The sequence below is a fragment of the Helicobacter sp. MIT 05-5293 genome (assembly GCF_000765665.2).
Taxonomy (GTDB): domain Bacteria; phylum Campylobacterota; class Campylobacteria; order Campylobacterales; family Helicobacteraceae; genus Helicobacter_C.
Map to the genome: position 1 here is coordinate 319,482 of NZ_JROZ02000002.1, position 12,962 is coordinate 332,443.

The window sequence follows — 12,962 nt, forward strand, 5'->3', positions numbered from 1 at the left end:
AACATATATTTTATAAAGATTTTAAGTTTAACCTCTGCTCCCACCCTTATGTGGAGGAAGAGAGATACTAAAAAGTGCGTTTGAGGAGATTTTCAACGCGTAAAATAGTAATCAATCGGTCTTCTCTTTTACCGATTCCTTGTAGAAGATTTTGATTTTCATTGAAAGATTCTGGAATAGGATCAATCTCATTTTCGGGGATTCTCACTGAACCCGTAAGCTTATCGATTAAGAATCCTATAGTTTCATCACCTTGGCTGATGATTAAAAATCGTGTATCTTCATCTTGCTTGATAGCAGGTAAGCCAAATTTTAATCGCATATTGATTAAGGGCATAACCGTCCCACGCATATTAAATACACCCAACACATAATCAGGCACTGCAGGGACGCGTGTATATTCGATAGGCTTGATGACTTCTTTGACATTTAAAATAGGCACAGCAAACTCTTCATTACCAATCATAAAACCAATAATATGGAGAGTTTCTTCTACAGGAACATTAGAATCTTTGCCTTCTTGTTGTTTTTCAAGAACCTCTTTTAATTTATCACTCATTTTTATTCTCCATCAATTGTTAGATTAATATTTCTTTTGACGACATTCACCAAATATTCAGGAGTATAGGGCTTGGTGATGTATTCTGTCATACCTGATTCTACGCCTCGCATACGGTCGGTTTTGCTGTTTCGACTTGTAACAGCAATCAGTGGTAAGTTTTTGAATTTATTGTATTTACGCACCTCTGAAGCAAAAGTATAACCGTCCATTTTTGGCATCTCAATATCTACAAGCACAGCATCAAGCTGCTTATCGCCATTTTTGACAATATCTAGTCCATCTAATCCATTAGCAGCCTCAAGCACCGTAACACCTAAAGTTTTAAGACATTTTTTCATAATTGCCCTATCGGTGTTGCTATCGTCAATTGCAAGCACAACATAATCACTAGGTGAATTTTTGGTTTTTGCAGTAGCATTGTCGTCAATCATCTTCGTGATATTTACTTTGACTTCTTTTGCCATTTCCATCATTGCTGCGACATCTACAATCATTGTGATTTTTCCATCACCGCGCACAGTTGCCCCAGCGATACCTTCTGTCCCTTTGAGGTAGTAACCTAAAGATTTAATAACTACTTCTTCTTGCCCTACGAGGTAATCCACAATCACACCCATTTTTTGCTCTGCCAAACCGATGATAACTACATACACTTCATTGGTGCTTTCTAAAATTGAATCGACCTTAAAGATGTCTGCTAATCTCACGATAGGAAGCACTTCATCACGTAGCCTTAATACACTTTTTCCATCAACGGTGTAAATCTCATCTTGGCTTACTCTCACGGTTTCAATGACTGATGAAAGTGGAATAGCATAATATTCCTCTTGTGCAGCCACAAGTAAAGCTTGAATAATCGCAAGAGTGAGAGGGATTTTGAGCTTTTGAGTTGTGCCTACACCTTTTTCAGATTCTATATCAATGATACCATTGAGTTTTTCGATATTGGTTTTAACCACATCCATTCCCACACCGCGTCCGGATACATTAGTAATAGCGGCTGCTGTAGAGAATCCGGGTTTAAAGATAATGCCAAACGCTTCTTTATCGCTCATTGTGTCTGCTTCGCGTTCGCTGATTAACCCTTTTTCAACAGCTTTGTGTCTAAGCATATCAGCATCAAGCCCTTTACCATCATCGGAAATCTCAATAACAATATGATTTCCTTCGTTGTAAGCTTTGAGATTCACGGTTCCCATTTCAGGTTTTCCAGCAGCAACACGATCTTCCGGTTTTTCTACCCCATGGTCGCAAGAGTTTCGGATAATATGCACTAAAGGATCGCCGATTTCTTCAACGATAGATTTGTCAAGTTCTGTTTCTTCACCGCTGATAACTAAATCAATGTTCTTGCCCAATTCACGCGACAAATCACGCACCATTCTTGGGAATTTATTAAATACTTTTCCGACAGGCTGCATACGCGTTTTCATCACCGCAAGCTGAACATCTGTGGTTACAGAAGAAATTGAAGCCACGACTTGGTTGAGCTCTTCGAGGAATTTTTCACCATCATATCGTTCTTGGACATCACCATAAATTTTAATCAATCTGTTCTTGCCTAGCACAAGCTCACCGATAAGATTCATAAGGTGGTCAAGTCGTTTGACATCAACTCTCACAGTTTGTTCAACATTGGCAGCAGGTGCTTTTTCTCCACTTTCAGCTTTTTTTGCAGGTTTTGCTGCAGGTTTTGGCGTAGGTTTCGGTGCAGCTGCTGCTGGTTTATTTTCAGGTTCTGGTGCTTTAGGAGCTTGGACAGGGTGTGCGCTTCCATCAGCTTTGTGTGCCGCTCGAGCTTGTTTGTCAGCTTCTTGTCGTTTTTTGAGTAGTCTTTCAATTTCAGCTTCGACTTGTTCCGGACTCATCTTAGAATAATCGATTTCAGGTTCATCAGCTAGAGGATTGCTTGCAACAGCAGCCGCCTCTGCTGCGGGGGGAGCTTCATTTTGAGCTGCAGGAGTAGGAGTTGATTCTGGAATGACTTCAAGTGCTCCTCCTGTGGAAATGGCTTGAAGTTTTGTAACAGTATCGTCAATTTCAATGCCACTATTTGCGTCTGTGCCACTATCTCTAATTGCTGTTAAGAGAGCCTTCATCAAATCCACAGAATGTAGAACAACATCCATTACATCAGGTGTGATTTTGAGCTCATCACGGCGAGCTTTGTTGAGAACATCTTCCATATTATGTGTAAGACGAGTGAGAATATCAAAGTTTAAAAATGAACTTGAACCTTTGATAGTATGCGCAACACGAAAAATCCTATTTAATAAATCTAAATCTTCGGGATTATTTTCTAGCTCAACCAAGTCTTGATCAAGCTGTTCAATCATTTCAAAAGCTTCCACAAGGAAGTCTTCCATTATCTCTTGCATATCATCCATTGTTAAATCCTCTCACAAATTTAATTTCTATAAAGTATTTTACTATTTATTTTGATAAAATTCTAGTGATTTCATCATAAAATAGTTTTGCATCAAATTTCACAAGATAGGCTTCAGCCCCTAATTTTTCTCCTTTTTCTGCACTGATTTTATCACTGATTGAAGAGTTGAAAATAATAGGAATTTGGCTGAATCGTGCGTCATTTTTTACTTGTGCAGCGAAATGAAAGCCGTCCATTTTGGGCATCTCAATATCAGAAATAATAAGTTTGAGATTGTTTCCAATATCATTTCCCCAATTTTCATAAAGTTGTTCAAGTCTTCTTAACCCATTTTCTCCATCATTGGCTTCTATCACATTAAATCCAATCTCACTCATTGTATTTCTAAGAAGTTTTCTTGCAATCAAACTATCATCGACAATGAGCACAGAGCCTTCGAATTTTTTTGCAGGTTTAAATTGTTCAATGTCTGCATTTGCACCATTAGGTGTGTAAAAATCTAAATCATCAATAATGCCTTCTAAGTCTAAGATAAGCAATGTCCGATCATTTTCAATCTTCGTTGTGCCAGTGATTTTACCTCTTTGATCTTCATTACTTAAGCTAAACATTGCAGATTCTATATTTGCCCAGCTGATGCGTCTTAATCGTCTTGTAGCATGGACAACAAAACCGAGTTTTTTATTGTTAAATTCTGTAACAATAACTTTTTTGTTTTGTGCCATTTCGTCTTTGGGTTTGATGTTCATCCATTTTGCCAAGTCAATCAAAGGCAATATTTCTCCGCGTAAGTCAAACATTCCAAGTAAATAATCAGGGCTTCCCGGGGATTCAAAAATTGCATCAGGATAAGCATTGATACCCTCAACTTTAGCGACATTGATTCCATAAACGCCTTCGTAGGTTTCTCCATCTTTGTCTTCATAGATTCTGAAATCTACTAATTCCATTTCATTATTTGCTATGGTATCAATTTTCTCTGTTTTTAGCACATTTTCTCCTCTTTATAAAGATGAGTGGATTTTTTTCGTATGGATTGTATAGCAAAAATGCTTCCATTAAAATAAAATGAGGGCAAAGAAATATAGAGACTTTGGCAAGAAGTGTGAATCTGTCCTAAGTGAAAATGCCCTTCAATAATTATATCGGGATATTCCCATTGGTGAATTAACGCATAATTTTGATAGGCTTGAATGCGTTTTTGAGCAAAGGGCATAAATTCTATTTGCCCAGAATGTATATTTTTTTGGTTAATTTTATGTGCGACAAATGTATAAAGATTACCAAAAGTTACACTATCAGCTAAATTAAGTGCATAGAGGCTTAATCGTGCGCTTATCGTGCGGATATATATCTCATATTTTCTCCCCAAGAAACAATCCCCATGTGCTATCAGAATCCGTTTCCTTTCGTGATTAAGGATATACTGAAAAGGTTTAGGTTGAGATTTGCGAGGGACAAAATTGACTTTGGATAAACGCGAATGAAGTGCTGATAAACCAAAGTCGTGATTACCTTCAAACCACCACACTTCACACTTCACACTTAAAGCAGCAATAGATTCAAGCAAAATTTCATTAGCCTTGATACTCGAAGAGAGATAACCTACTAAAATGTGGGCAATATCACCCATTAAAAAAACTTGTGAGGGAGGATTAGGCAAAAGAGATTCTAAAAAAAGTGGTAAAGATGGGGGTAGAAATGCAGAAGATTCTGTTTTTTTTTCATTATGAGAATCCAAAGCAGATTCTTTTTTATCAGATAGGGGAGCGATATAATGAGAATCTGCGATAAAAATTGCATCATCAGCGATATATGGGGCATTTTCCCATAGGTTTTGCATAGCGTTAATATCTCCTAGAAGATGCCATAAGGTGTGCGAGGTATGCCAAGATTTTCATCTAATCCGCACATAAGATTAGCGTTTAGAAGGGCTTGTGAGCTTGCCCCACGCATTAAATTATCAATTGATGAATTGACATAAAGGCTTTTACCGCGTGTTTGAGCAAAAATATCACAAAAATTACTCCCAGCGACACTTGATATATCGACAGGATTCTCACGGATTCTGATAAATGAATGCGCTCTGTAAGTATTTTTGAGAATCTCTAGCGCATCAGAGGAAGACATTGCTTGTTTGAGATGAGCAAAAACACTCACAAGCATACCTCTTGTTAAGGGCGTGAGATGAGGGACGAATTGAACTTGTAACGCTTTATGTCCGAGAATCTCACATTTTTCTTCGATTTCGATTTGGTGTCGGTGCGTCAAGGGCGAGTAACTGAAAAGATTTTCATTAATATGAGGATAATGTGTGTTGTTTGTCAGCCCTTTTCCTGCGCCACTCACACCACTTTTGGCATCGACAAACACACCGCATTCTTCATCAATATAATCCACAAAAGGTAAAAGTGCTAAAAGTGTAGCAGTAGGATAACAGCCCGGATTAGCAATCAATGTCGCTTTTTTGATTGCTTCTTTATTATATTCTGGCAACCCATATACAGCGTGTGCGAGATTCTCTTGGTCTTGATGCACACAATAATAGCGCGCATAGTTATCCGCACTCAATCGATAATCAGCCGAGAGATCAACGACCTTTGTCCCCGATGCTAAAAGCGTTTTAGCCATATTCATAGCTTCTTTGTGTGGGAGTGCGAGAAAGACTAATCCGCACATTTGAGAAGCGACTTTCGCGTCAGCTTTTTGCACTTCAAGATCGCAGATTCCGCATAAACCTTTGTGAATCTCATCAATGCGACATACTCCTTGTGTGTTGGCAAGGTAGCAGACTTTGAAAACGGGGTGTGCTAATAAAAGTTTCAAAAGCTCCAAGCCTGTATAGCCGCTTACACCAATGATACCGACAGAAATTTGTTTCATAGCTTAATCCTTGATTTAAGAGTTTAGATTCTGTTATTGATAAGATTGCACAAAATTGTGCAGAATCTCGCAAAAAATATTGAAGCTTTTTATCTCTACACACTCATTGACGCTGTGGGGTGAATGGATTGTCGGTCCTATAGATAACACATCAAGAGGTGCTTTTGAACCTGCTGCAAGGAGATTCTTTTTAAGTATGCCACCTTCTAATCCCGCGTGAATTTGTGTAATTTTAGGCTGGATAGAATGTTTGGCATAAAGCTCATATAAAAGCGTGAGTGCAGGGTGATTATCTGCAATGCTTCTTTCCCACGCACTATAGAATCCTTTGTCTTGGACTTTGCATTGAGGGTTGAGATTGGTAGCAGTTGATTTGATATGTTGAATAAGACGAAGAAGCATCGCATCACTATTAGCGCGTGCCATCATCACCAAGCTTAGATGATTGGTATTTTGTTCTAGTAGAGAGAGATTTAATGAAGCGAGTGTGCCTTGTGAGTTAAACGCATACACACCGCTATGTAATCCTACCAATAAAGGAATGATTATATTTTGGCGGTAGGCATATGAAAAGTTTTTAATGGAATCTTGCGTAAGAGGTGTGATAATAAAACGCGCATTGCCAGAGAGAGTAGAGTAGGAGTTTGGCAAAGGTTGAGGGGAAAGAATGACAGATTCTAAATGTGTCGGAATGGAGTTGCGTTTTTCTCCTGCTTTAATACTAACAATATAGCTTTGATTCTGATCTAGCCAAAAACCCCACTCGACAATAGGATTGTCTTTGTTTTTATGAATCTCAATCCCGCTATGTCCGCCCAAAAATCCTTCTGAAACGATATGATAAATATAAGGGTGTGTGGTGAGAGCAAGGCTAATATCTTGTGAAAAAGGTTGCAAGGGAATATCACACTCTATATCAACTCCTCCAGCACAACCTACGACAATATCATTAATATCTTCGCTATCAAGATTCAATAAAAGATGTGATTGAATAGGGAGCTTGAGATGATTTGCTCCAATCATACCTACTTCCTCATCATTAGTAAAAAGTAATTCAATATCAGCCACATCAAGAGCAAGCATACTTGCTACACCCACACCATTATCCGCACCTAAGCTTGAATTATGGGCGCGTAAAACATCGCCTTCTTCACAGACTTGCAAACCTTGATGATTGCTAGATTCTCCTACGCATACCATATCATAATGACTTTGTAAGCACACGCGAGGATTGCCTTTTTTGGCATAAATATTTTTAGCCTCGTCAGTTTGGATTTCATAACCTTTGTCTTTAAGTGTCGCACAGAGATAAGAAAACATATCTTGTGTGTGAAAGCTGCAATGTGGAATCGCACAGAGTTGTTTAAATTGCTGCATTGTTTGATTGGCAAAATCGGGGAGCATCATTAAGCCTCCTTTGAATACGAGAAATTAAATATCATATTTGTTGCTTGTTGTGAAAATTTCGCCCAGTTCGGCATTATAATGAAGAATTTTACAAGAATTTTCGATTAAAGCGACTATTTTTGCGAGGGTATAAATATCACGCGCATAGACATAAATCCCATAACCTTTGATAATCATATAAGGCGAAGTGTGTTCGTTTAAATATCGTGGAATATCGGTTATGGCTCGATCTGACCAAGTCTCATAATCCTTAGGGTCAAAGATTTCGATACGGGGTGCAAGAAACTTGTATCCAAAATAATCTTTTGGCTCTAGCACATTATGTTTTAATGAATAGGAGATAGTATAAGGCGGCATTGCATAAGCGATAAATTTTGCTTCGGAAAAATGCCCATAAATGCTTGAGTGAATCGGTGCATGCAGGCTTGCTTCATTCCAACGATAGTCTTGTTTTTGATAAAGCATAATCATAGAATCTTCAGTGATATTATCAAATATAGCTTGCTGTTTGTTGATAACAAAGCGATTTTTGGAGATTCTCGCCGAGATTGATCCGTGGAAAATGCCAAAGAAATTCTTTCGGAACATTGAAAGAGAAATGGTTGCTATATTTGAAATGAGTTCAGCACTGACTTCATGGGTATGTATATTCATAAGATTATTTTAGCATTTTGTAGGCAATGGTAAAGCAAAAATCGCATAATTCACCAATGATTTTTTAATATAGTCTATTTGTATTAACTTTATTAAGTATAATTATTTATATAACTTTATACTTTAAGACTAAAGTTTATGTATTTTTAGCAATATTTTTATTTATTTGCTAATTTATTTGTTATTTTGTGTTAAAATTATTTTTGTTTGCTTAAAGAAGCAATCAAATATTTAAATTTATAGAGAACAAAATGTAAGGACAGCATCGAAAATGAGCAAAAAAGAATTACTTTTATCTCAAGTGATTGTAGAATATTTAAGGTATAAAGAGCCTATCGGTTCAGAATCTCTTAAACATTCGATGAATGCGAAATTTTCCTCTGCTACAATCCGAAATTATTTTAAGATTCTCGCACAAGAAGGGCTTTTATCTCAACCCCACATCAGTAGCGGACGAGTCCCTACTATCAGTGCGTTGAAATCATATTGGTATCAGCATATTGATGCGAAGTCTTTGTATTCTGTCTCGTGTTTGGAAGATATTAAAAAGGCATGTTTTGAACATCATATTTTTTGCATTTTAAGTCTTGAGCAAAGTAATCGTTTTAAAGAAATGATAAATGTAGAGAATAAATATCTTATTTTGATGTTTGATCAGATTGGTATCAGTTTGCCATTTTCAAGCCATTTGGAGCGTTTTTTAAACGAACTTAAGGGTTTGGATATTATTGATATGAGGAAAATTGCTCATCAAGTTTGTGCGTATTCTCTGCTCAAGTCTTTAGAATCTGTCCAGACAAAAAGCATACATCGTTTTTGTATGGGTGCGATAGCGGATATTTGTCAATCTTCGCAAGACGAAAGCATATTGTTTTCAATCGTTGATGGGCGTGTGTTTGATTCTTTGGAAAATGGTGTGTATTTTGAAGAAGTTTTGCCTAAAGGGTATTTGGCAGTGATGCAAGAAGTCAATTTTGCTAATCAACCGACACAAAAAGCAAGAATGTGTTGTGTCGGCGCGTTGGATAGAGACTTTACGCATTTTTATGAAAATTTTATCTTAAGATAAAGGAGTAAGTTATGGAAGAACAAGATTTGCATTCTTGCCAAGAGCAGCAAGATTCTCTTTCTTGCGAAGATTATGTTGAAGAGAGTGTGCAGCAAGAATGCGAAAAAGAAGATTACGAAGCAAAGTATTTGGCATTAAAAGATCAATATGTGCGAGCTTTTGCAGATTTTGAGAATGCAAAGAAACGTTTAGAGAGAGACAAGAGTCAAAGCTTAGAATACGCAAATGAGCGCATTATGAACGATTTGCTTCCTGTGCTTGACACATTAGAAAAAGCCCTAGAGAGTGCGCAAAGTAATCCACAAGCAACGGCGATTGCGGAAGGTTTGCAGCTCACACTTGAAGGCTTTATTAAGGTATTAAACAAGCATGGTGTAGAAGTCATCGCCACAGAGGGCGAGTTTGACCCTAATTTGCACGAATGTTTGATGCAAGTGCCACATGAAGAAAAAAATAATGGAGAAATACTCCAAACCTTGCAAAAAGGGTTTGTGTATAAGCAAAGGGTGCTTCGCCCATCAATGGTGAGCGTGGTTAAAAATGCTTGAGATTCTTTATGAGAATCCATAATCACTTAAATTTATATAATTTATTTTAAAGGAGACACAATGGCAAAAGTAATCGGTATAGACTTAGGAACAACAAACTCTGCAATGGCAGTGTATGAAGGTAATGAGGCAAAAATTATTGCAAATAAAGAGGGCAAAAATACAACCCCTTCAATCGTGGCTTTTACAGATAAGGGCGAGATTCTCGTAGGTGAGCCTGCAAAACGACAAGCAGTAACTAACCCTAAGAAAACGATTTATTCAATCAAACGCATTATGGGATTGATGTTTAATGAGGATAAGGCAAAAGAGGCTGAAAAAAGGCTTCCTTATAGCATCGTTGATCGTAATGGTGCGTGTGCGGTAGAGATTGCTGATAAGATTTATACACCTCAAGAAATTTCAGCAAAGATTCTGATGAAAATTAAAGAAGATGCACAAAGTTATCTTGGCGAGGAAGTAACAGAAGCGGTAATCACCGTTCCGGCGTATTTTAATGATTCTCAACGCAAGGCGACAAAAGAGGCAGGGACGATTGCTGGGCTTAATGTATTAAGAATCATTAACGAACCTACTTCTGCGGCTTTAGCATATGGGCTTGATAAAAAAGAAGCAGAAAAGATTATGGTTTATGACTTAGGCGGGGGGACATTTGATGTTACCGTGCTAGAGACAGGCGATAATGTCGTAGAAGTGCTTGCCACAGGTGGAGATGCGTTCTTAGGTGGAGATGATTTTGATAATAGAATCATTGATTGGGCAGCAGAAGAGTTTAAAAGTGATGAGGGTATTGATCTTAAAAATGATGTGATGGCGTTGCAGAGATTAAAAGATGCAGCAGAAAATGCAAAAAAAGAATTGAGTAGCGCACAAGAAACAGAAATCAATCTCCCCTTTATCACTGCTGATGCAAGCGGTCCTAAGCACTTAGTGAAAAAAATCACTCGTGCGAAGTTTGAAAGCTTGATTGATGATTTGATTGAAGCGACTATCAAAAAGATTGATTTTGTGATTAAAGATGCTGGGCTTACGCAAAGTGATATTTCCGAAGTTGTTATGGTGGGTGGTTCTACACGGATTCCAAAAGTGCAAGAGCGCGTAAAAGCCTTTATTGGAAAAGATTTAAATAAATCTGTGAATCCTGATGAGGTTGTTGCTGTGGGTGCGGCGATTCAAGGGGGCGTGTTAAAAGGCGATGTAAAAGATGTCTTGTTACTTGATGTAACACCTTTGAGTTTAGGTATCGAAACAGCTGGTGGAATCTCCACAAAAGTTGTTGAGAGAGGCGTTACAATCCCTACAAAGAAAACACAAGTTTTCTCGACTTATGAAGATAATCAACCCGCAGTAAGCATTAATGTCTTGCAAGGTGAGAGAGAGCTTGCAAAAGATAATAAATCTCTAGGACGATTTGATTTGAGCGGTATCCCTGCAGCACCTCGAGGTGTGCCACAAATCGAGGTTACCTTTGATATTGATGCAAATGGAATCCTCACGGTTTCAGCAAAAGACAAAGCCACAGGTAAATCTCAAGAGATTAAAATCAGCGGTTCGAGTGGGCTTTCAGATTCTGAAATTGAGAAAATGGTCAAAGAAGCAGAGCTTCATAAAGAAGAAGACGCGAAGAAAAAAGAAGTCATTGAGCTTCGCAACAAAGCAGATTCATTGGTTTATCAAACTAAAAAGAGCCTTGAAGAGTTTAAAGATAAACTTGATGCAAGTGAGGCTGAAAAGATTCAAAACGCGCTTAATGCACTTGAGGAATCGCTCAAAAATGAAAATGTCTCTAAGGAAGAGCTCGAAGCAAAAATCAAGGCTCTTACTGATGCGAGTCATAAGCTTGCTGAAGCAATGTATGCTAAAGAACAAGGTAATGCTCAAGCAGGTGGAGACACAAAGAAAAAAGATGATGATGTGATTGACGCAGAAGTCGAATAAAATAAACTTGACATATTTCTATAGAATCTCCTACAATAAAGCAAACCAAGATTTTATTTGTAGGAGATTAGAATATGAAACATTTTATCCAAGCTTTTATGGTTGTTTGCGCATTGATAGGGCTGATGTCGGGCTGCTCTAGTGATGAAAAAAAGAGTGAAAAAAGGGAAGTCGTGCAAACAAAAAATTCAAAAACACAAAACAAATCCCAAGATAAACCAAATATTGTTATTCTTGCTACCGGCGGGACAATCGCAGGTTCGATAGATTCTGCTATTAAAACGACTGGATACGAGGCTGGCGTGGTAGGCGTTGATGTATTGATTAATGCAGTGCCACAGATTCACAATCTTGCAAACATTCAAGGAGAGCAAATCGCTAATATTGATAGTGCGGATATGACAAATGAGATATGGCTCACCCTTGCCAAACGCATCAATGACTTACTTGCAGATTCTGCAGTCGATGGTATTGTGATTACGCACGGCACAGACACAATGGAAGAGAGCGCATTCTTTTTGCATTTAGTCGTGAAAAGTGATAAGCCTGTCGTGTTGGTTGGAGCGATGCGCCCAAGCACAGCAATCAGTGCCGATGGTCCAAAGAATCTCTATAATGCCGTTGCGCTTGCTGCAAATGCAGATTCTCAAGGGAAAGGTGTAATGGTAGCGATGAATGACAGAATCCAAAGCGCACGATATGTGAGCAAGACACATACGCTCAATGTCGATGCGTTTGCTTCGCCTAATAGCGGGGATATGGGTTATATTGTCGATGGCAAAGTCTTTTTTCACTATGCGCTCAATAAACCCCACACGACACAAAGCACATTTGATGTGAGCGCATTAGAATCTTTACCACGCGTGGATATTCTCTACTCTTATGCTAATGACGGCTCATCTGTCGCCGCTCAAGCACTTGTCCAAGCAGGAACAAAGGGCATAGTGGTCGCAGGAAGTGGTGCGGGGAGCATTCATAAATACCAAAAGGACGCACTCAAAAAACTTATGAAAAACGGCTTGGTTGTCGTGCAAAGTTCGCGTATAAATAATGGCATTGTTTTAGCTAATGACGCAGATTCTGAATTTGGTTTTATCGGTAGTAGGGATTTAAATCCACAAAAGGCGCGTGTGCTGCTAATGCTCGCCCTTACACAGACAAATGATCCTCGAGAGATTAATGAAATTTTTGCGCGTTATTAGTAAGACTGATACGCACGCGTGCGCTTAGTTTTTAATATTTAAGAATCTAAGTAAAATCACAGATTACAAAGCTTAGAAGTAGGCAGCATCAAGAAATAATGCTTATAATGTGTTTGTGAATCTTCTAGCCCCTTAGTGAAGTTAGCAGCTTCACTAAGGAATTGTTTCGCCGAAAGGAGGAACAATGCAAAAGATTTATAAAATTTCAAAATACAGATAACAAATCCACCAAATAATCAGCCCAAAAGAAATCTTTTAAAAGAGTATCGTTATTAAGTCTGTGTTACAATTTTAGCTTTATTCTTCAAGC

11 protein-coding genes are annotated in these 12,962 nt (G+C 38.1%); 4 read left to right on the top strand and 7 right to left on the bottom strand.

Translation table 11 applies throughout. The features are described from left to right. Positions 1 to 67: 67 nt before the first annotated feature. The 7 genes from LS68_RS06105 to LS68_RS06135 are packed head-to-tail and all read right to left on the bottom strand — an operon-like array spanning position 68 to position 7,895. Positions 68 to 559 (bottom strand): chemotaxis protein CheW, encoded by a 492-nt coding sequence (locus LS68_RS06105; RefSeq protein ID WP_034371407.1) that lies wholly within the window; start codon positions 557 to 559, stop codon positions 68 to 70. A gap of 2 nt (positions 560 to 561) precedes the next feature. Next, complete coding sequence (locus tag LS68_RS06110; protein ID WP_138091218.1) at positions 562 to 2,949, bottom strand: chemotaxis protein CheW; 2,388 nt, start codon at positions 2,947 to 2,949, stop codon at positions 562 to 564. 46 nt (positions 2,950 to 2,995) lie between these two features. Beyond that, positions 2,996 to 3,901: a chemotaxis protein CheV gene (locus tag LS68_RS06115; RefSeq protein ID WP_052100470.1), complete on the bottom strand. Its 906-nt coding sequence runs from the start codon at positions 3,899 to 3,901 to the stop codon at positions 2,996 to 2,998. A 35-nt stretch (positions 3,902 to 3,936) separates the two neighbouring features. After that, positions 3,937 to 4,794, bottom strand: coding sequence for a hypothetical protein (locus tag LS68_RS06120; RefSeq protein WP_052100332.1), 858 nt, complete (start codon positions 4,792 to 4,794; stop codon positions 3,937 to 3,939). A gap of 14 nt (positions 4,795 to 4,808) precedes the next feature. Next, positions 4,809 to 5,834 (bottom strand): N-acetyl-gamma-glutamyl-phosphate reductase, encoded by a 1,026-nt coding sequence (gene argC, locus LS68_RS06125; RefSeq protein ID WP_034371401.1) that lies wholly within the window; start codon positions 5,832 to 5,834, stop codon positions 4,809 to 4,811. 33 nt (positions 5,835 to 5,867) lie between these two features. Further along, positions 5,868 to 7,241 (bottom strand): M20/M25/M40 family metallo-hydrolase, encoded by a 1,374-nt coding sequence (locus LS68_RS06130; protein ID WP_241993690.1) that lies wholly within the window; start codon positions 7,239 to 7,241, stop codon positions 5,868 to 5,870. 24 nt (positions 7,242 to 7,265) lie between these two features. Then, a complete protein-coding gene (locus LS68_RS06135) occupies positions 7,266 to 7,895 on the bottom strand; it encodes a class II aldolase and adducin N-terminal domain-containing protein (RefSeq protein WP_034371398.1) in 630 nt (209 codons plus the stop codon). A 271-nt stretch (positions 7,896 to 8,166) separates the two neighbouring features. On the opposite strand from LS68_RS06135, the gene LS68_RS06140 reads away from it, so the two are divergent. The 4 genes from LS68_RS06140 (at position 8,167) to LS68_RS06155 (ending at position 12,652) form a co-directional block, all read left to right on the top strand. Then, positions 8,167 to 8,964, top strand: coding sequence for an HrcA family transcriptional regulator (locus tag LS68_RS06140; RefSeq protein ID WP_034371395.1), 798 nt, complete (start codon positions 8,167 to 8,169; stop codon positions 8,962 to 8,964). An 11-nt stretch (positions 8,965 to 8,975) separates the two neighbouring features. Then, positions 8,976 to 9,512, top strand: a complete 537-nt coding sequence (gene grpE, locus LS68_RS06145) for a nucleotide exchange factor GrpE (RefSeq protein ID WP_034371392.1) — start codon at positions 8,976 to 8,978, stop codon at positions 9,510 to 9,512. Positions 9,513 to 9,572: 60 nt separating this feature from the next. After that, positions 9,573 to 11,450 (top strand): molecular chaperone DnaK, encoded by a 1,878-nt coding sequence (dnaK, locus tag LS68_RS06150; RefSeq protein ID WP_034371389.1) that lies wholly within the window; start codon positions 9,573 to 9,575, stop codon positions 11,448 to 11,450. A 74-nt stretch (positions 11,451 to 11,524) separates the two neighbouring features. After that, positions 11,525 to 12,652, top strand: coding sequence for a type II asparaginase (locus LS68_RS06155; protein WP_034371386.1), 1,128 nt, complete (start codon positions 11,525 to 11,527; stop codon positions 12,650 to 12,652). Positions 12,653 to 12,962 lie beyond the last annotated feature (310 nt).

Coding starts and splice junctions, on each gene's coding strand:
- LS68_RS06105 (WP_034371407.1), bottom strand. CDS start 559: ATGAGTGATAAATTAAAAGAGGTTCTTGAAAAACAACAAGAAGGCAAA.
- LS68_RS06110 (WP_138091218.1), bottom strand. CDS start 2,949: ATGGATGATATGCAAGAGATAATGGAAGACTTCCTTGTGGAAGCTTTT.
- LS68_RS06115 (WP_052100470.1), bottom strand. CDS start 3,901: ATGGAATTAGTAGATTTCAGAATCTATGAAGACAAAGATGGAGAAACC.
- LS68_RS06120 (WP_052100332.1), bottom strand. CDS start 4,794: ATGCAAAACCTATGGGAAAATGCCCCATATATCGCTGATGATGCAATT.
- argC (WP_034371401.1), bottom strand. CDS start 5,834: ATGAAACAAATTTCTGTCGGTATCATTGGTGTAAGCGGCTATACAGGC.
- LS68_RS06130 (WP_241993690.1), bottom strand. CDS start 7,241: ATGATGCTCCCCGATTTTGCCAATCAAACAATGCAGCAATTTAAACAA.
- LS68_RS06135 (WP_034371398.1), bottom strand. CDS start 7,895: ATGAATATACATACCCATGAAGTCAGTGCTGAACTCATTTCAAATATA.
- LS68_RS06140 (WP_034371395.1), top strand. CDS start 8,167: ATGAGCAAAAAAGAATTACTTTTATCTCAAGTGATTGTAGAATATTTA.
- grpE (WP_034371392.1), top strand. CDS start 8,976: ATGGAAGAACAAGATTTGCATTCTTGCCAAGAGCAGCAAGATTCTCTT.
- dnaK (WP_034371389.1), top strand. CDS start 9,573: ATGGCAAAAGTAATCGGTATAGACTTAGGAACAACAAACTCTGCAATG.
- LS68_RS06155 (WP_034371386.1), top strand. CDS start 11,525: ATGAAACATTTTATCCAAGCTTTTATGGTTGTTTGCGCATTGATAGGG.